Annotated in this window: 17 protein-coding genes; 12 read left to right on the forward strand and 5 right to left on the reverse strand. The window is 63.5% G+C overall.

Annotation, left to right across the window (positions count from 1 at the left end; all coding sequences use genetic code 11):
• Positions 1-37: 37 nt before the first annotated feature.
• A complete protein-coding gene (locus tag B9Z01_RS33540) occupies positions 38-1,258 on the reverse strand; it encodes an acyltransferase family protein (protein ID WP_085489814.1) in 1,221 nt (406 codons plus the stop codon).
• A gap of 480 nt (positions 1,259-1,738) precedes the next feature.
• On the opposite strand from B9Z01_RS33540, the gene B9Z01_RS33545 reads away from it, so the two are divergent.
• The 5 genes from B9Z01_RS33545 to B9Z01_RS33565 all read left to right on the forward strand — a co-directional run bounded on the left by B9Z01_RS33545 (position 1,739) and on the right by B9Z01_RS33565 (position 7,908).
• Complete coding sequence (locus tag B9Z01_RS33545; RefSeq protein ID WP_085489815.1) at positions 1,739-2,845, forward strand: OpgC domain-containing protein; 1,107 nt, start codon at positions 1,739-1,741, stop codon at positions 2,843-2,845.
• Positions 2,842-4,599, forward strand: a complete 1,758-nt coding sequence (locus B9Z01_RS33550; RefSeq protein ID WP_085489816.1) for a tannase/feruloyl esterase family alpha/beta hydrolase — start codon at positions 2,842-2,844, stop codon at positions 4,597-4,599. The genes B9Z01_RS33545 and B9Z01_RS33550 overlap by 4 nt, the downstream gene beginning before the upstream one ends.
• 147 nt (positions 4,600-4,746) lie before the next feature.
• Entirely contained in the window at positions 4,747-5,673 is a 927-nt protein-coding gene (locus B9Z01_RS33555; RefSeq protein ID WP_085489856.1) for an ABC transporter ATP-binding protein, read from the forward strand.
• Positions 5,670-6,431: an ABC transporter permease gene (locus B9Z01_RS33560; RefSeq protein WP_085489817.1), complete on the forward strand. Its 762-nt coding sequence runs from the start codon at positions 5,670-5,672 to the stop codon at positions 6,429-6,431. The genes B9Z01_RS33555 and B9Z01_RS33560 overlap by 4 nt, the downstream gene beginning before the upstream one ends.
• A gap of 61 nt (positions 6,432-6,492) precedes the next feature.
• On the forward strand, positions 6,493-7,908 hold the full coding sequence (locus tag B9Z01_RS33565; protein WP_085489818.1) for an amidase: 1,416 nt from the start codon (positions 6,493-6,495) through the stop codon (positions 7,906-7,908).
• A 56-nt stretch (positions 7,909-7,964) separates the two neighbouring features.
• On the opposite strand, the gene B9Z01_RS33570 is transcribed toward B9Z01_RS33565, so the two are convergent.
• On the reverse strand, positions 7,965-8,966 hold the full coding sequence (locus B9Z01_RS33570; RefSeq protein ID WP_085489857.1) for a helix-turn-helix transcriptional regulator: 1,002 nt from the start codon (positions 8,964-8,966) through the stop codon (positions 7,965-7,967).
• Between the two features lie 181 nt (positions 8,967-9,147).
• Between B9Z01_RS33570 and B9Z01_RS33575 the strand changes: the two genes are divergently transcribed.
• A complete protein-coding gene (locus B9Z01_RS33575) occupies positions 9,148-10,059 on the forward strand; it encodes an AraC family transcriptional regulator (RefSeq protein WP_085489819.1) in 912 nt (303 codons plus the stop codon).
• Between the two features lie 385 nt (positions 10,060-10,444).
• On the opposite strand, the gene B9Z01_RS33580 is transcribed toward B9Z01_RS33575, so the two are convergent.
• The 3 genes from B9Z01_RS33580 to shiA all read right to left on the reverse strand — a co-directional run bounded on the left by B9Z01_RS33580 (position 10,445) and on the right by shiA (position 13,881).
• A complete protein-coding gene (locus B9Z01_RS33580; protein ID WP_085489820.1) occupies positions 10,445-10,573 on the reverse strand; it encodes an MFS transporter small subunit in 129 nt (42 codons plus the stop codon).
• A gap of 12 nt (positions 10,574-10,585) precedes the next feature.
• Complete coding sequence (locus B9Z01_RS33585) at positions 10,586-11,989, reverse strand: L-lactate MFS transporter (RefSeq protein WP_085489821.1); 1,404 nt, start codon at positions 11,987-11,989, stop codon at positions 10,586-10,588.
• A 572-nt stretch (positions 11,990-12,561) separates the two neighbouring features.
• Positions 12,562-13,881: a shikimate transporter gene (gene shiA / locus B9Z01_RS33590; RefSeq protein WP_085489822.1), complete on the reverse strand. Its 1,320-nt coding sequence runs from the start codon at positions 13,879-13,881 to the stop codon at positions 12,562-12,564.
• Positions 13,882-14,338: 457 nt separating this feature from the next.
• Here shiA and B9Z01_RS33595 point away from each other — a divergent pair, with 457 nt between their 5' ends.
• The 6 genes from B9Z01_RS33595 to B9Z01_RS33620 all read left to right on the forward strand — a co-directional run bounded on the left by B9Z01_RS33595 (position 14,339) and on the right by B9Z01_RS33620 (position 20,599).
• Positions 14,339-14,566 carry a hypothetical protein gene (locus tag B9Z01_RS33595; protein ID WP_085489823.1) on the forward strand — a complete coding sequence of 76 codons (228 nt, stop codon included), beginning with the start codon at positions 14,339-14,341 and terminating at the stop codon, positions 14,564-14,566.
• Complete coding sequence (locus tag B9Z01_RS33600; protein ID WP_085489824.1) at positions 14,544-15,263, forward strand: GntR family transcriptional regulator; 720 nt, start codon at positions 14,544-14,546, stop codon at positions 15,261-15,263. The genes B9Z01_RS33595 and B9Z01_RS33600 overlap by 23 nt, the downstream gene beginning before the upstream one ends.
• A gap of 440 nt (positions 15,264-15,703) precedes the next feature.
• Complete coding sequence (locus B9Z01_RS33605; protein ID WP_085489825.1) at positions 15,704-17,467, forward strand: thiamine pyrophosphate-binding protein; 1,764 nt, start codon at positions 15,704-15,706, stop codon at positions 17,465-17,467.
• A gap of 24 nt (positions 17,468-17,491) precedes the next feature.
• The gene (gene frc, locus B9Z01_RS33610) at positions 17,492-18,739 is read left to right on the forward strand and encodes a formyl-CoA transferase (RefSeq protein ID WP_085489826.1); all 1,248 of its coding nucleotides are present in this window, start codon (positions 17,492-17,494) and stop codon (positions 18,737-18,739) included.
• A 20-nt stretch (positions 18,740-18,759) separates the two neighbouring features.
• Entirely contained in the window at positions 18,760-19,590 is an 831-nt protein-coding gene (locus B9Z01_RS33615; RefSeq protein WP_085489827.1) for a fumarylacetoacetate hydrolase family protein, read from the forward strand.
• Between the two features lie 61 nt (positions 19,591-19,651).
• Positions 19,652-20,599, forward strand: a complete 948-nt coding sequence (locus B9Z01_RS33620) for an NAD(P)(+) transhydrogenase (Re/Si-specific) subunit beta (RefSeq protein WP_085489828.1) — start codon at positions 19,652-19,654, stop codon at positions 20,597-20,599.
• The last annotated feature ends 74 nt before the right edge of the window (positions 20,600-20,673 follow it).

Below are 20,673 nucleotides of genomic sequence, written 5' to 3' on the forward strand. Positions count from 1 at the left end.
CGTCGCCTCCGTCTCCAGCAACATGCGAGCTGGCCGCTCAAACGACATCGGAAGCCGCGTTATCCTTTTTCAACGAGCGCTTCTCATGCGACGCCAGTGAAGCAGGCATGCTCGAAGCCGCGGAATGCGCCGCCGCTTCCGCTGCATTCGCGGCCTTCGCCTTCACCACTTCAGCCGCATCTCCGCGCACCTTCAAGCGCAGAATCGGCTCCTCGATAAAGCGCCACGACAGCACCGCAATGCCCAGCGAAATCGCAAACGACGCGACGATGCCGAGCGCGTGCGCCCACATCGGCACCGTGCCGCCGAAGAACGCTTCGGCGTGGTGATTGCGCGTGAGATCGGGGATCAGGTTGTGATACAGATAGAAACCATAGCTGATGCGTCCAAGCGCGGCGAGCCAACTGGTTTGCAACACGCTGATAACCACCGCATGACGGCAGCACGCAATCGAACACACGAGCGCCGCGATGCCGATGCCGTATACGGTGCTGATCGCAGTGAACAGCAGCGGGTTGTCGAGCGCGCTCCACATCGGCTCGGCCGCGCACAAACCGGTCACGCCAACACTCAGCGCGAACAGCGTCAAGCCATGACCGAGCCACGCCTGCATGCGGCCATGATCGTTCGCGATCATCAGACCGCCCACACCGCCGAGCGCGAGCAGCCAGACATTGCTCAACGGGTGCGTGTAAATCGTGATCTCGTCCCAATGCGCGGCGCGCATGGCCAGTAATGCGGCGAGCCCGAGCGCGACGATCGCCCAGCATGCCGCGCGATGCCGCCGCACGGCGAGCAGCAGCAACAACGGCGCAACCACGAGATAAAACTGTTCCTCGATCGCGAGACTCCACAAATGCGAGTAGCGTCCGGGCCAGTAACGCAGTACCGAGCCAATCCAGAAGTTCGACAGATAGGCGAAATGAAACGGCATGCCGCCCGCGAGTTCGGGATTCGCGAAGCCGAATGCCATCAGCACGCACATCACGACGAGCATCAGGTAATAGATCGGAAAGATGCGTAAGGTGCGGCGAAACAGGAAGCGCCGGAGTTCGGTGCTGAAGCAGCTGCCGCCCGCTTCGATGCGCGCGCGCTGCGACGACAGAATACCGACGATCAGAAAGCCGCTCAGCGCGAAGAAGATCCACACGCCGAGATGACCCATCTCGCCGAAGTCGCCAAACAGCCGGTGCTGCAAAAACACCATCAACACGGCGAGCGCGCGCAAACCATCGAATCCGGCAATTCTGTTTTTCATAAACCTGGGTTCCGGAGTTCGAACACACAGGTGGCGCACGCGGCACGGCGGCGTGTGGCGGGAGCGGAGAGACCGGAGCATGCCGGCGACGACGATGCCGTGAAAGGCGGAAAGCGGCGAAAAAGCATGAAAACATCCTACGATGAAAAAAAGCGAAAAAAATCGCACTGCGTATTTAGCGTTTTTTTTCGTACCGGTTTTCCATTCATTACCGGACACGCTCGTATTTCAAGTAAGAAAGGCCGCAAAACTTTCTGCGCATCAAACAGGCATGCGCCAAGTATTACCGCTCGCCGACACTGGCATTTCAGATTGACTCTGTGAGAGCACGCGTTAAAGCAGGTTGTCAGCGCATATCGATGTCATGCGCGAAGCGGGTGGGAACGAATTATTCTTTTCGAGTTCGCAGAGCATATGGCCGCTTATCGTTGGCCGTTTCTGTCATCGCGCGCCGCTCGCGCGCATTCTTCGAGAAGCTGAATGGAAATCCGTCGTGGACGTTCTATAGAAGTCGATTTCTTCCGCGGTGTCGTATTGATCGTCATCGTGCTCGATCACATTCCAGGCAGCATGCTGTCGCATCTGATGCTGCACGCATACGCATTGTGCGACTCCGCCGAAGTGTTCGTGTTTCTCGGCGGCTATGCATCGGCGGCGGCGTATACGGCGGTGCTCGCACGTCGCGGCGAGAACGCGGCGAAAATGCGTTTCCTCAAACGCTGCTGGGAAATTTATCGCGCGTATCTGTTGACGGCCGTGTTGACGCTCGTGTCCGGCGCGGCTCTCGAACTGCTGAATCTGAACCGCCCGATGGTCGAGCTGACTGGCTGGCTGCCGTTCGCGCTGCAGCCGTGGCGCGAGGCGTTCGATATCCTGCTGTTGCGCCGCCAGCCGTATCTGTCGAGCGTGTTGCCGATGTACGTGATCTTCGCGCTATTCGTGCCGGTTGCCGTGCCGCTCGCGCGCCGCTCGACATGGCTCGCGCTCGCCGTGAGCGCCGCGGTCTGGGCATGCGCGCGGCCGCTCGCCGCGTTATTCAGCATTGACGATGTCGCCGGCTGGGCTTTTAATCCGTTTGCATGGCAGCTGATGTTCGTGCTCGGCATCGTGTGCCGCGTGCAACCCATCAGCGAACGCTTTCATGCGAGCGGCACCGCGCGCTGGCTGACGCATGTCGCGATAGTCGCGGTGCTGGCGTTCGCCATCGTCAAACTTTTCGTGTTGACGCAACCGCTGCCCGGCACACATAAACAGAATCTTTCGGTGGAACGTGTGATCAACTTTGCCGTTATCGCGTGGCTGGCCGCGCAGTTCGTGCGCACGGGCAGCATCGCCTGGCTCGCGCAGCGGCTACCCGCCGTCGTGACGGTGGGGCGCACCGGGCTCGTGTGCTTCGTCACGGGCACGCTCGTGTCGCTGGTCGTCGATACGGCGACGCCGCATACGTTCAATGGTTTTCGCGGCGTGCTGGTCGGACTCGGCGGCGATCTCGCCGCGATCGGCGCGCTGCTGATGATCGCGCGCGTCTGGAGCAGCTGGAAAGGCCGGCAGCGTGGCGTGTACGCCAACGGCGCGGGTTACGGATGACTCGGCGTGCCCGCCGCGCGCGTGCGGCGCGTATCGCGCACAGGCTCGCCGGAGTCGCGACGGCTGCGAGCCTCGGCGCGCTGCCGGGGCTTGCGATGCATCGCACGTCCGCCCAGGCGAAAGAAGCGCCGCTCGCGATGCACTGCGCGGAATTCGCGGGCGCGGTGCTTTCGCCCGAGCTGATCGCGTTGCCAACGGCCGGCGCGCAGATAGAGAGCGCGGCGATGATCGGCGCGACCGCGCCCGGCAATCAGCAAGGCGGCGAGTACTGCCGCATCACGGGCCGCATCAAGGCGCTCAATGCGACGACGCCCGATATCCGCTTCGATCTGAATCTGCCGCGCCGCTGGAACGGCCGCGCGTTGCAGATCGGCGGCGGCGGGTACAACGGCGTCGTGGTGAGCGGCACGGGCGTGATGCCGTTCTCGCCGGATCGCGCGCCGCTCGCGCAAGGCTATGCGACGTTCGGCGACGACTCGGGCCATGTCGGCGATTCCTCGCTTGCGGTGTTCGGCCTCGTCGACGAAGCGGTGACGAACTTCGGCTACGCGCACCTGAAGAAAACGCATGACGTTGCGCTTGCATTGATTGAGCGCGCTTATGGCAGCCTGCCGCAGCGCATGTATTTTGCCGGCGGCTCGACGGGCGGCCGTGAGGGCTACACCGTGATGCAGCGCTTTCCCGACGATTACGACGGTGTGATCGCCAATTCGCCCGCCCTCAATTTTTCCGGCGTGCGGCTGATCGGCGTAAAGCTCGGCCAGGCGGAGTACGGCAAGCCGGGGGGCTTCGTGCCGCCGGCGCTGCTCGAACGCGTCTATCAACGCACGCTCGCCGTATGCGACAAGCTCGATGGCGTGGCCGACGGTATCGTCAGCGACGTTGCCGCGTGCCGTGCGCACGAGGCGGAGATCATCGATTCGCTGCGTTGCGCGGCACCGGAATCCACGTATGCGCCGAGCCATGCATCGAGCCCTGCATCGAGCCACGCGGCGTCATACACGTCGTCATACACATCGCCGCGCGGCGAATGCCTGACCGATGCGCAACTCGCGACGCTGTTCGTGATGCGCGACGGTCTGTCCTTGCCTTATCGACTGGCGTGGGGCGTGAAAGGCTACCGCGGCTACAACGTCTTTCAGGGCACGCATCTGACCGGGACGCTCGGGCTTGCGCATGAGCCGCGGCGCCTGCCGGCGCCCACTTTCCGCGCGAACGGCTACCTGTTCGCGCAGGGCGACGGCTATCTGCGCTACTTCGTTGCGCGCGACGCGGACTTCGATTCGCTCGCGTTCGATCCGCAGCGGCCCGGCAGGTATCGCGCGCAACTTGTCGCGCTGTCGCGCACGATCGGCTCGATGAATCCCGACCTGTCGCGCTACATCTCGCACGGCGGCAAACTCATCACCGTGCAGGGCCTGGCCGATGAAGTGATCAGCCCGAATCAGACCATCGCCTATTACGAAGCGCTCGTCGCGCGTTTCGGCGCGGACCAGGTCAACGGCTTCATGCGGCTTTACATGGTGCCGGGTTTTCAACACGGCAACGGCGTGTTCATTCCCTCGGTGGATCTGCTCGGCGCGCTCGATAACTGGGTGACGCGCGGTGCGGCGCCCGAAACGCTGATTGCCACCGACATCGCGGCGGAGACGAACGGCCGCTCGCGGCCGTTGTGCCGCTATCCGGGGTTTCCGCGCTACATCGGCAAAGGCAACGTCAATCTGGCGAGCAGTTTTGCATGCGCTGAACCCTGAGCCGGGCGATTTTGCGTTGCAGCGAAACGGCCGCCGTGCCGCCGCCTCGCGCTGCACGCTTTCACACTTTCCATTACATTGCGGATGCGGCGCAGCGTTCGCGCCGCTTCCTCCAATCAGTTAGCGGTGTCGGCCATCGTCGAATCCATGCAACCAATCGTCTCGGTCACGAATCTGTCGAAAACCTATGCCAGCGGTTTTCAGGCACTGAAAAACATCAATCTGGCGATCCACCGTGGAGAAATCTTCGCTTTGCTCGGCCCGAACGGTGCGGGCAAGACCACGCTCATCAGCATCATTTGCGGCATCGTCAACGCGAGCGAAGGCAGCGTGACGGTGGACGGCCGCGATATCGTGACCGACTACCGCACGGCCCGCTCGCAGATCGGCCTCGTGCCGCAGGAGCTGACCACCGACGCGTTCGAAACCGTCTGGGCGACCGTCTCGTTCAGCCGGGGCCTGTTCGGCAAGCCGAAGAATCCGGCCTACGTCGAGAAGGTGCTGCGCGACCTCTCGCTCTGGGACAAGCGCAACAACAAGATCATGACGCTGTCGGGCGGCATGAAGCGCCGTGTGCTGATCGCCAAAGCCTTGTCGCACGAGCCGCGCGTGCTGTTTCTCGACGAGCCGACCGCCGGTGTCGACGTCGAGCTGCGGCGCGACATGTGGAAGCTCGTGCGCTCGCTCACGGGCAACGGCGTGACGATCATCCTCACCACGCACTACATCGAGGAAGCCGAGGAAATGGCTGATCGCATCGGCGTCATCAACGCGGGCGAGATCATACTCGTGGAAGACAAAACCGAGTTGATGCGCAAGCTCGGCAAGAAGCAGTTGACGCTGCAACTGGCGAATCCGCTCGACGACGTGCCGGCGTCGCTCGCGGGCTATGCGCTCGCGCTCGCGAAGGGCGGCAACGAGCTGATCTACACGTATGAGGGCGAGGGCGGCCGCACCGACATCATCGCGCTGCTCGAGTCGCTCGACGCCGCCGGCATCCGCTTCAAGGACCTGCACACCACGCAGAGTTCACTCGAAGACATTTTCGTGAGCCTGCTCCGGGGGAACCAATGAACATCCACGCAATGCGCGCAATCTACAAGTTCGAAATGGCGCGCACCTGGCGCACGCTGACGCAAAGCATCATCGCGCCGGTGCTTTCCACGTCGCTTTACTTCGTCGTGTTCGGCTCGGCGATCGGCTCGCGTATCAAGGAAGTGGAGGGCATCAGCTACGGCGCCTTCATCGTGCCGGGGCTCATCATGCTGTCGCTGCTGTCACAGAGCATCGCGAACGCGTCGTTCGGGATTTACTTTCCGCGCTTCACCGGCACGATCTACGAATTGCTGTCCGCGCCGGTGTCGTATCTCGAGATCGTCGTGAGCTATGTCGGCGCGGCGGCCACCAAGTCGATGCTGCTCGGGCTCATCATTCTCGCCACGGCGGGGCTGTTCGTGCCGCTGAAGATCCTGCATCCGTTCTGGATGGTGCTGTTTCTCGCGCTGACCGCGGTCACGTTCAGCCTGCTCGGCTTCATCATCGGGATCTGGGCGGACGGTTTCGAGAAGCTGCAACTCGTGCCGCTTCTGATCGTCACGCCGCTCACGTTCCTCGGCGGCAGCTTCTATTCGGTGAACATGCTGCCGCCGTTCTGGCGCGGCGTGACGCTGTTCAATCCGATCGTCTATCTGGTCAGCGGTTTTCGCTGGAGCTTTTTCGAGCTCGGCGACGTGGACGTGAAGCTCAGCCTCGGCATGACCTTGCTGTTTCTCGCGGTGTTCCTCGTGATCGTCGGCTGGATCTTCAAAACCGGCTACCGGTTGAAGAACTGAGCGCCGCCGAACGCGCCATGCGACACTGGCGCTCACCCTGACCACGGAGCCGGGAGTCACCATGTCCATTGATTCGAGTCTGATCGGGCGCAGCGCGTGCGAGGTCGTCGAGCTGTTGCGCGCCGAAGCGGTGAGTCCGCGTGATCTGCTCGACACGCTCGCCGCGCAGGTCGAGCGTGTCGAGCCGCAGGTCAATGCGTTGCCGACGCTGTGCTTCGAGCGCGCACACGCGCATGCCGACGCGCTGATGAAGAAGCCGGTTGCCGAGCGTGGCCTGTTGTGCGGCTTGCCGGTGCCGATCAAGGATCTCACCGACGTGGCCGGCGTGCGCACGACGCGCGGCTCGCTCGTCTACCGCGACCGCATTCCCGACACGTCCGACGCCGGCGTGACGCTGCTCGAAGCGCGCGGCGGCGTGGTCTACGCGAAGTCGAACACGCCGGAGTTCGGCTCGGGCGGTCATACGTACAACAGCGTGTTCGGCATCACGCGCAATCCATGGGACCTGTCGCGCTCGGCGGGCGGTTCGTCGGGCGGCGCGGCGGCCGCGCTCGCGTCGGGCACCGCGTGGGTCGCGCAAGGCTCGGACCTCGCGGGATCGCTGCGCACGCCGTCGGCATTCTGCGGCGTGGTCGGGCTGCGGCCGACGCCGGGGCGCGTGTCGTACGCACCGGCCGCCGATCCGTACGGCACGCTCGGCATCCACGGGCCGATGGCGCGCAACGTGACGGACGCGGCGCTGCTGCTCGACGCGATGTGCGGTGAAGTCGACGGCGCGCCGCTGTCGCTCGCGGAACCCGCCACGCCGTTTCTCGCGCATGCGCGCAGCCCGCGCCGTCCCGCGCGCGTCGCGTTCAGCGCGGGGCTCGGCATCGCGGCCGCCGAACCGGAAATCCTCGCGATCTGCCGCCGGACGATGGACCGGCTCGCGGCGGATGGCATCGGCGTCGATGAAAGCGACATCGATCTGAGCGCGGCCACGCAGGCGTTCCACACGCTGCGCGGCATCGCCTACGCGACGAATTACGAGGAGGTGCTCGCGCAGCATCGCGACGTGCTGAACCCCAACGTGATCTGGAACATCGAGTTCGGTCTGCGGCTGGATAACGCGGCGCTGCGTGCGGCACTGCGCACGCGCGCCGCGCTGTTCTACAAAATGAACGCGCTGTTGCAGCGCTACGACGTGCTGATTTGCCCGGCGTCGATCGTGCTGCCGTTTCCGGTCGAGGCGCGCGATATTCGCGAGGCGGCGGGCCGCCACTTCGACACGTACATCGACTGGCTCGCGATTACCTATGCGTTGACGCTGACCGGCATGCCGGTTATCGCGATTCCGTGCGGCATGAGCGCGAACGGTCTGCCGGTGGGTATCCAGATCGTCGGCAGGGCGCGTGGGGAGGCGGCGCTGCTGTCGGCGGCGCGGGCGATCGAGGAGATCATCGGCACATGGGCGGTTGGCAAACCACAGGTGTCCTGAGCATGTGAAAAAGGCGCGGCGGCATGATCCGCCGCCGCGCCTCCTGCAACCGCCCGCTACGACACATACCCCTGCGCGACGTTGATGAGCTGCACGCGATTGCGCACATTGAACAGTTGCCGCAAACGGCGCAGATGATAGTCGACGTTATGCGGCGACAGCCCGAGGAAATACGCGATTTCCTTGTCCCGCTGCCCCTGCACGACGGCCTTGAGCACCGCATGCTGAAGCTTGCTCAGCGCGACGCGCTGCTGCTCGGCGGGCGCAATGCCGATCACGCTTTTCGCGTGGGTCCAGATGAACTCGTGAATCGTGTGCGCGAACATGAGCGTTTCCGCGACGATCGATTCAGTCATCCAGCGCGGGTTGCCGATCTCCGAGTTGAAGCACAGGCTTGCGGAGAGCTCCGGCTCGGGCAGCGGCATCTGCGTGAGAATCCCGCTCTTGCGGCCAGTGGCTTCGAGCATGTCGATCAGATCGCCGAGCCGCTCGCTGCGCAGTTGCGCGCGCGGCAGGTCGGCGCGCATGTCGGCGGTATTCCACAGAAACGGCATACCGGTCGGCGAGGCGAGCGCGACGCGCGGGTCCAGCTCGAAATAGCGCTCGCGGAAATAGCGCGTGAGCCACGCCTGCGACTCGTAGCTCGTGAGCACGAACATCGTCTTGTGATGCGACGATGTGCGCGTGGCCGTATAGCTGAACGAATCGAAGCCCAGTTGCCTGATGCGCTGCCGCACGAACTCCATGCGGTCCTGCGCGCTGCCGAAACGTCCAAGCGGACTGATGAGCGGCGTGGTTCGGCGCGCCGCGGGCGACGGCGTGCCGATTTCCTCTTCGGTGAAGAGCGTGAGAAAGCCCGTGCGCGCCGCGCCGATCGCGGCGCGGCTGGATGCCTTCGATGCTTCAGCCGCGTGGGCTGATTTCACGGCGTGCCGCATGCCGGCCGGGTAAGCCGGTTGTGCGGATGCCGCTGGTGGGTATGCTGCCGACGCGTGCCCGGCTTCGCCTTGCGGCGAGCCGGTCAGCCAATGCGGCAGCGTATCGCATTCATGTTCCATGAAACGGTAGCTCCGGCGTTCGAAACGCGTGAAAGACGACAACCTCAATGATTAGCTATTTCCTGAAATGACGGTAGCCGGTTCCTTGCTATCATTTTTGCGATCTTGCGCTGACAGTGGACCGGCAACGCGATACGGCGGAGTTTCTTCTTGCATGTGGCACCTCCTTTGAAGGGATGTGATGGCACGAATTCCAAAGCTCACAACAACGCTTGCGTACGACCGCTACATGGCCGGCCAGAGACTGGTGTCGAGCGTGGATCGCGAGTGGCGGCATCTCGTGCTGCGCTCGTATCTCGAGCCGGCCAGGCAGGAACTGCTGGAGGCGCCCGGCCTGCGGGACCTCACCTTGATGACGCTCGCGAGCGGCGCCGAGCATCTCGAACGCAATCTGGGCGGACGCTGGGACAGCGCCGATATGCGCGTGAACGATCTGTGGTTCGTGCCGCCCGCGCCGGTGTCATGGCGCTGGCATTCGATCAGCGACGAGCCGCTGTCGACCGTTCATCTGCACATCGAGCGCGGCCTCGTCGACAGCGTCGCGCAGCAGATGGGGCTGGACGGATCACGCGAACTGAGATTCGGCGACGCGATGCGCTTTCACGATCCGCTGATTGCCGCGATGCTCGCCGCGTTGCATCGCGCCGCGCGCGATCCCGGCGATTCGCGTCTGTATGTCGATACGCTGGTTCACGCGCTTGCCGCGCATCTGCTGCAGTATTACTCGTGCGGCAGCGATGCGCATCGCGCCGGGCCGGCTCGGCCCGAACGGCTGGTGCCGCGCCGGATTCGCCGGGTGATCGACTACATCCGCGCCAATCTCGCCGAAGATCTGGCGATTGCCGAACTAGCCTCGCAGGCCGGTTTGAGCAGTTTTCATTTTGCGCGGGTGTTTCGCCGCGAGACGGGCGAGACGCCGCATCAGTTCGTTATGCGCTTACGGCTCGAGGAAGCGGCGAGACTGCTGCGCGCCACGGATCAAACCGTGCTGCAAATTGCGCTTGGGGTTGGTTTCGAGAATGCCAGTCATTTCTCCGTGCAGTTCAAGCGGGGCCATGGCGTGACGCCGCTCGCCTACCGGCTGCGCGGCTAGCGCGCGCTAGTACGCGCGGCTGATATGGATAGCGCGGCGGGTCCGCCGCGCTCGATCACGCGCGCGGCCGGCATGATCCGCCGAACTGCGCCAGCGAGCCGCTATCCAACGGGAATCACGCGGGAATCACGCACCTGCGCAGTGTGCGGTGCATTGCGCGGCTTGCAAACTACGAACTTTCGTGGCGGCGCGCGGCGGGCTCTGGCATGGCGCGGTGCGGCAAGCCTTTGCGGCCGGCCCGGCGCCGCATGCTTGCGGCGGGTCTGACTGGCCTGACCGAGGTGGGGGCGGCCGTATCGGCCGAAGCCTTGCATCTGGCGGGAGAATCAGACTCGCACCCCGCCGCATGAACGGGCAGGGTGCGCGCGACTTCACCTGGCTACTTTCACCTGAACAGCTTCATGGCCTGCGACAGCGTATTGATGACACCCCACGCGAGCGGAATCATCACGTAGAGCCAGAACACGGCGAGCTTCGCCTTGTTGGTCGGATGAGCGGTTTGAACGGTCGACATACGGATATCTCCTCACGCGCCCTTGGCGACTTGTGCATCGGTCATGTGGTGCCTGTCATCCACGCGCTTGACCAGCAGGTTGCAGATAAAGCCGATCACGAGCAGCACGGCCATGATGTGCACGGTCATCGTGTACGCGTCCGCCTTGGCGACGCCGTTCGCGACTTCATACGCGCGGATGTAATTGACGAGCACCGGACCGGCCACACCCGCCGCCGCCCACGCGGTCAGCAAACGCCCGTGAATGCCGCCGACGAACGCCGTGCCGAACATGTCCGCGAGATAGGCCGGCACCGTCGAGAAGCCGCCGCCGTACATCGACAGGATGATGCAGTACGTGAGTACGAAGAGGGCGATCTGTCCGCTCGCGGCGAAGCCCGGCACGAGGTAGTACAGCACCGCGCCGAGCGCGAAGAACACGAAGTAGGTGTTCTTGCGGCCGATCCAGTCCGACGCCGACGCCCACACGAAACGCCCGCCCATGTTGAAGAGCGACAGCAGGCCGACGAAGCCGGCCGCCGCGGCGGCCGTCACCGTGTTCTTGAAGCTCTCCTGAATCATCACCGAGGCCTGGCCGAGAATGCCGATGCCGGCTGTCACGTTCAGGAACAGCACGAGCCAGATCAGATAGAACTGCGGCGTTTTCAGCGCCTGGTCGATATGCACGTGATTGCGCGAGATCAGGCGGTGCTGCGTCGCCGCGGGCGGTGTCCAGCCGGCCGGCTTCCAGTCCGCGGGCGGCACGCGGATCGCGAGCGCGCCGATCGACATCGAGATGAAATAGACGATGCCGAGCACGATGAAGGTCTCGCTCACGCCGACGCTCGTCGCACTATGGAAGTGATTCATCAGCGCGACGGACAACGGCGCGGCGATCATCGCGCCGCCGCCGAAGCCCATGATCGCCATGCCGGTCGCCATGCCACGGCGGTCGGGAAACCAGCGGATCAGCGTCGACACCGGCGACACGTAACCGAGACCAAGCCCGATGCCGCCGATCACGCCGTAGCCGAGATAGAGCAGCACGATCTGATGCAGGTACACGCCGAGCGCGGACACGAGAAAGCCGCCGCCGAAGCAGCACGCGGCGGTAAACATCGTGCGGCGCGGGCCGACGTGTTCGAGCCACTTGCCGGCAAACGCGGCCGACAAACCGAGGAACACGATCGCGAGCGAGAAGATCCAGCCGAGCGCGGTCAGCGACCAGTCATCGGGCGCGGACTGCGTAATGCCGATCACTTTCGTGAGCGGTCCGTTGAACACCGAGAACGCGTACGCCTGGCCGATGCACAGATGCACCGCGAGCGCGGCGGGCGGCACCATCCAGCGCGAAAAACCGGGTTGCGCGATCGTGGCCTGTTTGGAAAAGAACGGGGCGGAACCTCGCTGGCCGCCCGGCTCGCTGATGCTGCTCATAGTCAGTCTCCTTTGTCGACCGAAGTCAGTGTCTTGGCGCTGACTCTGGTCCCATGTGATTTGTCGCGGTCGATCGGAGTGGGTGCTTTAGCGCCTCCTTTGGTCCCATGCACAGCACTTGCTCCGATTCCCTGCAAGATAGTTGTTGAAGGATTCTTCTGTTATCGGCGCTTCATACGTTTTCTTCAGGCGGCGTAGCGTAGCGCGCGCAGGCCATCGCGCTGTTTCCATATGTACTTTTATTTCATATGGCCTGGGCTCCCCACACCGGGACGTCCGCCTTGCACGACAATAGGACGCACATCGGGCGTTCGCAATATGAGACGCGACGACATAAGGTGTCATCCTGGTGAAAAGCCGCGGTCAGACGCGCGATTGCGCAAATGGTGGGAAACGAGCGCTTTTGGGAGGTAATGCCGGGAGATGAGGAAGATAGGGCGATAACGGTTTTACCGGCGCGGCGCAAGCGAACGCGCAAAAACGAACGCGCAAAAACAAACGCACAAAAACGAACGGACCGGTGCGGCAATTGCGCCGCGCCGGTCCGTTGCAACGTGACGGATTCGCGAGTCTCAGCCGATCTCGCGTCCGGTCTTCATGCGGGCCGCGACGAGCACCGAGATCAGGCAGCCGATCGCCAGATACGCAGCCACCGGATGCCACGAGCCGCCCGCGAAGCTGACCAGCGCCACCGCGATGAACGGCGTGAAGCCGCCGCCGACCACGCTCGCCACCTGATAGCCGACGCCCGCGCCGCTATAACGGTACTCGGTGCCGAACAGCTCGGTGAACATCGGCTGCTGCACGCTCACGACCATGTCGTGCGCGATGTTCGCGAGCATCACCGCGAAGACCACGATCCACACGGTCGAGCGCGCTTCGAGCGCGAGAAAGAACGGCACCGCGCTGAACATGCCGACCAGTGCGCCGATGATATACACGCGGCGGCGCCCGAAGCGGTCCGCGAGCCATGCGAAGCACGGAATCGTCACGCAGCTCAGTGCGCCGACGATGAAACCGATGGTCAGGAAGAATTCGCGCGGCATGTGCAGGTTCGCGGTCGAGTAGTTCAGCGCGAACGCGGTCACGATGTACATCGTGAACAGTTCGGCGAGACGCAGCGCGATGATGAGCAGGAACGCCTTCGGGTGGCGCAGCAGCGCCTCGACGATCGGCAGGCGCACGCTGTGCTCGCCGCGCTGGCCGACTTTCTCGACGAACTCCTTCGACTCTTCCATGCTCGAGCGGATCCACAGTGCGATCAGCACGAGCACCACGCTGAACAGGAACGGCAGACGCCAGCCCCAGTTGAGAAACGCGGCGTTGTCCATCGAGCGGCTGATCAGCGCGACGAGCCCGGTGGACAACACGAGCCCGACGCCGTAGCCGACCTGCACACCGCTGCTGTAGAACGCCTTCTTTTTCTCGGGCGCGCTTTCGACCGCCATCAGCGCCGCGCCGCCCCACTCGCCGCCGACCGCGAAGCCCTGGATCGCGCGCAGCGTCACGAGCAGCACGGGCGCCCACCAGCCGATCGACGAGAACGCGGGCAGCAGGCCGATCGCGGCGGTGGAGAGACCCATCATCATGACCGTGAGCACGAGCATGCGCTTGCGCCCGAGCCGGTCGCCGTAGTGGCCGAACACGAAGCCGCCGAGCGGGCGGAACAGGAAGCCGACGCCGAAAGTCGCGAATGCGGCGAGCGTGCCCATCGCCGGGCTCACGGCCGGGAAGAACTCGGCGTTGAACACGAGTGCGGCGACGATGCCGTACAGCAGGAAGTCGTACCAGTCGACCACGGCGCCGATGAAGCTGCCGAGCGCCGCCTTGCGCGCCTGACTGCGCGCATTGCGGTGGGTGGCCGTGTGGGTCTGGGGGTGGGTCGTGCTCATCATGTGTCCTTTGTCGGCCAGAGTGAGTGCTTTAACTGAGTGCTTTAGCACTGACTCCGGTCTCATGCAGGATGGTTGCTAGATTCTCGGGATTGCCGGTGCGGATCGCGCGGTGCCGGCAGGGCGCCCGACACATTCGATCCGTGGCAGGATGTCCGGAAGGTTAATGACGCGCGGCGGATCTCACAATCCGCGTGAGGGTGAATTTGCGCGATCATCGCACGCGCCTGCGCGCATATCGCGCGTTTTGCGCGTTTACACCAAGCGGTGGCGGGGGATCGACGCAGCGAACCCGTGACGGCCGCCGCGTGCTAACGTGAGGAGTGAGGTGAGAAATACGCTGAGAGTACGGTCCTAAAAACAACATGTATTGATATACTACATACGGAATATTGAAAAATGCGGCGTCGCAGCATATGATTGAGGGATTCGCTTCCTCAATCGTCCGGAGTTACACGTGGAATTTGTGCCTCTCGTGCTGTTCGCCATTGCTGTCGTGGGTTTGGGCGCTGCCGCTACCGTTTTGCTGACCGACGGGATTCCCGCGCGGATCTCGGAACTTGCATCGCAACATGGCCGCTTCATCGGCCTGGGCGAGCAATGCGGCCAAGCGGCGCCGGCGTCGGCGCCGTATCGCGCACATGTTCAAGCAGAGGCGATGAATGTCGTCAGAACTTCAAACTGAAACAGTGGCCACCCCATTGACCCTGTCATTGCAGCCGATCGGCGCGAGCGTTAGCTTGCGCGATCAGGCCTATGCCATGCTGCGCCAGGCGATCGCCGACGCGGATATATACCAGAATCGCGACGAAATCCGCCTCGACGAGCGCGTGCTCAGCGAGTCGCTCGGCGTGAGCCGCACGCCGGTGCGCGAGGCGATGACGTTGCTCGAACAGGAAGGCTTCCTGCGCATGGTGCCGCGGCGCGGCATTTACATCGTGCGCAAGAGCAAGCGTGAAATCGTCGAGATGATCCAGATGTGGGCCGCGCTCGAAAGCATGGCCGCGCGCCTCGCCACGTTGCATGCGACCGACGAGGAAATCGGGCGCCTGCGCCACATGTTCGATAATTTCCGCGACACGACGCCGGCCGAGCATATCGCCGAGTATTCGGACGCGAACATCGCATTTCATCAGGCGATCGTCGAGCTGTCGAAGTCGCAGATCATTCTCGACACGATCAAGAACATCTTCATCCACGTGCGCGCGATCCGGCGCATGACCATCTCGCAGAGCGACCGGGCGGCGCGTTCGATCGTCGATCATCTGCGCATCATCGAGGCGCTGGAGAAGCGCGATACCGAACTGGCCGAGCGGCTGACGCGCCAGCATTCGCTCGACCTCGCGGCTTTCGTCGAGGCGAACTGCGATTTTCTCGATTGAGCGGATAAGTCACCGGTAACCTGTTTGACGGATTGAAGGCCCGCGACGTGGAAGCGTCGCGGGCTTTTTTGTTTGCGCGCCGCACGGCACGGCATCGCCGCGTGCGGTGCAGCATGAGCAGATACCGGATAAACCCGACCTTGACGGCCCGAGAAATGTGGTATGTGATATATCAACAATGCTCGATGCTGAGTGCGACCCAGTGTTTTCCCTTGGAATCGATGCCTTTGCGGCCGCAATTTGGCCGCATAGCCTTAGCTGGCAAAGCTTGAGAAGCAAAGACCTTCCGCCATTGCATCTTGAAACTGAGCTTGATTGAGTTTGATATATCACATACGGTATGTGAGTCGGCGAAGCGAGATGTAGGCGATGGCGGGCGCGTAGCGATGCGGATGCGTCCGTCGATAACCGTTGCACAACTGATTGACGAGGAGACGACTATGTCCGCAGTTGTTTCATCCCCGAGCCCGGCCACGGGCAGCACGACCGCCGACGACACGCTCAGGCAGAAAACGCGCAACGCCGGTGTCATCTCGGGTGGCCATCTGGTCGCGAAGGCGCTGAAAAACGAAGGGGTCGACACGATCTTCACGCTGTGCGGCGGCCACATCATCGATATCTACGACGGTTGCGTCGACGAGGGCATCCGCATCATCGACGTGCGCCACGAGCAGGTCGCCGCGCACGCGGCCGACGGCTACGCGCGCCAGACCGGCAAGCTTGGCTGCGTGGTCACGACCGCGGGCCCCGGCTGCACGAACGCGGTGACCGGCATCGCCACCGCGTTCCGCTCGGAGAGCCCGATCCTGCACATCGGCGGGCAGGGGGCGTTGAGTCAGCACAAGATGGGTTCGCTGCAGGATCTGCCGCACGTCGACATCATGGCGCCGATCACGAAATTCGCCGCGAGCGTGCCGAGCACCGAACGGGTCGCGGACATGATCTCGATGGCCGCGCGCGAATGCTTCAATGGCGCGCCCGGTCCGGCTTACCTCGAGATTCCGCGCGACGTGCTCGATCGCGAAGTCGACGTGACGCGCGCCGTCGTGCCGCAGCCGGGCCACTATCGCGCGTCGACGAAATCGGTCGGCGACCCGCGCGACATCGAAAAACTCGCGGACATTCTCGTCGATGCGGAGCGGCCGGCGATCCTGTACGGCCAGCAGGTGTGGACCGCGCGCGGTCATGAAGAAGCGATTGCGCTTCTGCGCGGCATCGACGTACCCGGCTATTTCAACGGCGCGAGCCGCGGGCTATTGCCGCCGGGCGATCCGCACCATTTCGACCGCACGCGATCACAGGCGTTTGCGAATGCCGACGTGCTGATCGTCGTGGGCACACCGTTCGATTTCCGTATGGGTTACGGCCGGCGCATCAGCAAGGAGCTGACGCTCGTGCAGATTGATATGGATTACCGAACAGTTGGTAAGAATCGCGATATCGATCTCGGTCTTGTCGGCGATCCGGGCGCTATTCTCGCCGCGGTGCTGCAGGCCGCGAGCGGCCGCCTCAAAGACGACAGGCGTCAATCGCGCCGCAAATGGATGGCGCAGTTGCGCGATGCCGAGGCCACCGCGACCGAAAAACTGATGCCGCTGTTCAGATCGGATAGCACACCGATTCATCCGTACCGCGTCGCGTACGAACTCAACGAATTCCTCTCCGACGACACGATCTACATCGGCGACGGCGGCGACGTCGTGACGATCTCCGCGCAGGCGGTGCGCCCGCGCCGTCCCGGACAATGGATGGACCCGGGCGCGCTCGGCTCGCTCGGCGTCGGCACCGGCTTCGCGCTCGCGGCGAAGCTCGCGCATCCGCACAAGGAAGTGCTCTGCTATTACGGCGACGGCTCGTTCGGCATGACCGCGTTCGACATGGAAACCGCGAACCGCTTCGGCGCGCCGTATCTCGCGGTGATCGGCAACAACTCGGCGATGAACCAGATCCGTTACGGCCAGCTTGCCAAATACGGTGAAGAGCGCGGCAACGTCGGCAATCTGCTCGGCGACGTGCCGTTCAGCAAGTTCGCCGAAATGCTCGGCGGCCACGGCGAGGAAGTGCGCGATCCCGCGCAGATCGCCGGCGCATTGCAACGCGCGCGCGAAGCGATTCATCGCACGGGCCGCTCGGCGGTCGTGAACATCTGGGTCGACCCGCGCGAATACGCACCGGGCACGAAGAACCAGACCATGTACAAATAAGACTCATCCTTCAGGAGAAACGACATGGCGAAGGCACTCGACGGTGTGCGCATCCTCGATTTCACGCATGTGCAATCAGGGCCGACCTGCACGCAATTGCTCGCATGGTTCGGCGCGGATGTCATCAAGGTGGAGCGGGCGGGAGCGGGCGATATCACGCGCGAGCAATTGCGCGACATTCCCGACGTGGACAGCCTCTATTTCACGATGCTCAATCACAACAAGCGTTCGGTCACGATCGACACGAAAAATCCGGAAGGCAAGCAGGTACTCGAAGCGCTGATCCAGAAATGCGATGTACTGGTCGAGAACTTCGCGCCTGGCGCGCTCGATCGCATGGGCTTCACGTGGGAGCGGATTCAGGAGCTCAATCCGCGCATGATCGTCGCGTCGGTGAAGGGCTTCGGCCCCGGCCCCTACGAAGACTGCAAGGTCTACGAGAACGTCGCGCAATGTGCGGGCGGCGCGGCGTCGACCACGGGCTTCGATGATGGGCCACCGGTCGTGACCGGCGCGCAGATCGGCGACAGCGGCACGGGTCTGCATCTCGCTCTCGGTATCGTCACCGCGCTGTATCAGCGTACACATAGCGGACGCGGCCAGCGCGTGCTCGCCGCGATGCAGGACGGCGTGCTCAATCTGTGCCGCGTGAAATTGCGCGACCAGCAACGGCTCGATCGCACTGGCGTGATGAAGGAATACCCGCAATATCCGAACGGGAAGTTCGGCGAAGCGGTGCCGCGCTCGGGCAATGCGTCGGGCGGCGGCCAGCCGGGCTGGATTCTCAAATGCAAAGGCTGGGAGACGGATCCGAACGCGTATATCTATTTCATCACGCAGGCGCCCGTGTGGGCGAAGATCTGCAACGTGATCGGCAAGGAAGAGTGGGCCACCGACCCCGACTACGCGACGGCGTCCGCGCGTCTGCCGCGCCTGAAGGATATCTTCGCCGAAATCGAGCGCTGGACGATGACGAAGACCAAGTTCGAGGCGATGCAGATTCTCAACAAGTACGATATTCCGTGCGGCCCGATCCTCTCGATGAAGGAAATCGCCGAGGAGCCGTCGCTGCGCAAAACCGGCACGATCGTCGAAGTGGATCATCCGATGCGCGGCAAGTATCTGACAGTTGGCAATCCTATCAAACTGTCCGATAGCCCCACTGAGGTCAAACGCTCGCCGCTGCTCGGCGAACATACGGACGAAGTGATGGCGGAACTCGGCTATTCGCCCGAGCAGATCAGCGCGCTGCGCACGGCTGGCGCAATCTAGAGGTGCTCGAGGAGCGAGGTATGGATACGTGGATGCGGTTCATGTCGAGTGATGGCAGCATTGTGTTCGGCCGGGTCGAAGGCGCTTATCTGCACGAGTACGAAGGTCTCGCGCAGCCGGTGCCGACCGGCGCGGTGCTGTCGTTGCGTGCCTTGACGCCGCTTGCGCCCTGCGCGCCCGGCAAGATCGTTGCGCTGTGGAACAACTATCACGGGCTCGCCGCGAAGCTCGGCAAGCCCGTGCCCACGCATCCGCTTTTTCTGCTGAAGCCGGCGGCCTCGGTCATCGGCACGGGCGAGCCGATACGAAGACCGGGCAGCTATGCGGGCAAGATCGTCTACGAGGGCGAGCTAGGCATCGTGATCGGGCAGCGTTGCCGCGACGTCGATGTGCAGCAGGCCGAGCAGGCGATCTTCGGCTATACGCTCGTTAATGACGTGACCGCTGCCGATCTGCTGACCGAGAATCCGCATTTCCCGCAATGGTGCCGCGCGAAAGGTTTCGATACGTTCTGCTGCATCGGGCCCGCGATCGTCTCCGGATTCGAGTGGCGCGACGCGCATCTCGTGACGATGCTCGATGGCGTCGAGCGGCAGAACTATCCGCTTGCCGATATGGTTTTTTCGCCCGCCGAGCAGGTGAGTCTGATTTCGCAGGATCTCACGCTCGAACCCGGCGACGTGATTGCGTGCGGGACGTCGGTGGGCGTCGGGTCGATCAGGGAAGGCGCGACGGTGTCGATTACGATCGACGGAATCGGCACGCTTACCAATACGTTGATTGCCGGCACTCCAGACGGAGCACCGGCTGCTGCGCAGGAACGCTCGGGCGCTACCGCGAACGCCGTTTGAGAGCGCGCTTGAAGCATTCCATCGGCCTCGTGCCTATGCATCGCATCACGGAGGATCACGCATGCCGCAAGCCTGTGAGCGTACCGTGTGGATGGGCGTATTGTTTTCGCTCGCGGTGGCCGTTGCCGCTGCGTTGGTTGCCGTGCTGATGGTTGCGTTGGTCGCGCTCGGACATCGGCAATTCAAATGGCACTCGGGGCGCCGGCCTTACTGGTGCGCTCTCGCGTTGTCGGCGGTACTGGCTGGCATGTTCGCCGCGGGTCTTGGTGCGAGCAGTATGGTGGTCGACGCCGCAATGGCGGGAGCCGTATTCGGCGCGTGGCGCGTGCGCGAATGCAATCTGACGCGCTGGCCGGGACTCGTTGCCTTGCTCGGCAGCGGCATGGGCCTCGCGGTCGTTTCGGGTGGCATCGCGCGTTATCTGTCGGCGGCGGCGCGCGAGAACAGCGAGCGCGTCGAACTCTATGCGGCGGTATTTATCGGCGCGCTGATCTTTGCGACATCCGCGATTGCATTCTGCAAACTGCGCGGAGCATTGCAGTCCGATGCGGTGGCGCGTCCGGGCCACCACCTCGTCAATCTGCTCGCGATGCTGCTATGTGGTTGGCTCGGCTACGGTTTCGTGACCGAACAGGCGCAGCCGTTCGGACTCGCCGCATTGCTCGCCATGAGCGCGCTCGCGTCCGCCATGGGCGCACATCTGATGATCAGCCGCGAGTACTCGGGAAGTCATGCTGCCGCCAATGACGACGGCTGTACCTTGCACGTGCATGCATTCGCAGCGCGCAGCGATGGTCTGAGCGTCATCAGGCGAGACTTGCTGTCGAGTATCGAATGGCACGGCGGGGAAGAGCAGACGTGGGCGCTGCGCGACGTCGCCTCGGGCGTCGTGCGCGCGAGCGCTTATTCGCATCGTCGGGGCTTGCATGACGGCAGACGGGCGGAGAGCCGCGAGTGCGTTCGTGAATGTACTCGCAGACGGCTGGTTCATTTCATGACGCGTCCTTGAAGATGAATACATTCACGCAGGGAATGACGAATAGGATGTACAGCGGGAGGATGATCCTCCCGCCAGGCTCTTCA

It is taken from the genome of Paraburkholderia susongensis, from assembly GCF_900177725.1.
In the GTDB taxonomy this organism is placed as follows: Bacteria; Pseudomonadota; Gammaproteobacteria; order Burkholderiales; family Burkholderiaceae; genus Paraburkholderia; species Paraburkholderia susongensis.

Bases quoted from the DNA above. Each gene is read 5' to 3' on its own strand.
- B9Z01_RS33540 (WP_085489814.1), bottom strand. From the start codon at position 1,258: ATGAAAAACAGAATTGCCGGATTCGATGGTTTGCGCGCGCTCGCCGTG.
- B9Z01_RS33545 (WP_085489815.1), top strand. From the start codon at position 1,739: ATGGAAATCCGTCGTGGACGTTCTATAGAAGTCGATTTCTTCCGCGGT.
- B9Z01_RS33550 (WP_085489816.1), top strand. From the start codon at position 2,842: ATGACTCGGCGTGCCCGCCGCGCGCGTGCGGCGCGTATCGCGCACAGG.
- B9Z01_RS33555 (WP_085489856.1), top strand. From the start codon at position 4,747: ATGCAACCAATCGTCTCGGTCACGAATCTGTCGAAAACCTATGCCAGC.
- B9Z01_RS33560 (WP_085489817.1), top strand. From the start codon at position 5,670: ATGAACATCCACGCAATGCGCGCAATCTACAAGTTCGAAATGGCGCGC.
- B9Z01_RS33565 (WP_085489818.1), top strand. From the start codon at position 6,493: ATGTCCATTGATTCGAGTCTGATCGGGCGCAGCGCGTGCGAGGTCGTC.
- B9Z01_RS33570 (WP_085489857.1), bottom strand. From the start codon at position 8,966: ATGGAACATGAATGCGATACGCTGCCGCATTGGCTGACCGGCTCGCCG.
- B9Z01_RS33575 (WP_085489819.1), top strand. From the start codon at position 9,148: ATGGCACGAATTCCAAAGCTCACAACAACGCTTGCGTACGACCGCTAC.
- B9Z01_RS33580 (WP_085489820.1), bottom strand. From the start codon at position 10,573: ATGTCGACCGTTCAAACCGCTCATCCGACCAACAAGGCGAAGCTCGCC.
- B9Z01_RS33585 (WP_085489821.1), bottom strand. From the start codon at position 11,989: ATGAGCAGCATCAGCGAGCCGGGCGGCCAGCGAGGTTCCGCCCCGTTC.
- shiA (WP_085489822.1), bottom strand. From the start codon at position 13,881: ATGAGCACGACCCACCCCCAGACCCACACGGCCACCCACCGCAATGCG.
- B9Z01_RS33600 (WP_085489824.1), top strand. From the start codon at position 14,544: ATGTCGTCAGAACTTCAAACTGAAACAGTGGCCACCCCATTGACCCTG.
- B9Z01_RS33605 (WP_085489825.1), top strand. From the start codon at position 15,704: ATGTCCGCAGTTGTTTCATCCCCGAGCCCGGCCACGGGCAGCACGACC.
- frc (WP_085489826.1), top strand. From the start codon at position 17,492: ATGGCGAAGGCACTCGACGGTGTGCGCATCCTCGATTTCACGCATGTG.
- B9Z01_RS33615 (WP_085489827.1), top strand. From the start codon at position 18,760: ATGGATACGTGGATGCGGTTCATGTCGAGTGATGGCAGCATTGTGTTC.
- B9Z01_RS33620 (WP_085489828.1), top strand. From the start codon at position 19,652: ATGCCGCAAGCCTGTGAGCGTACCGTGTGGATGGGCGTATTGTTTTCG.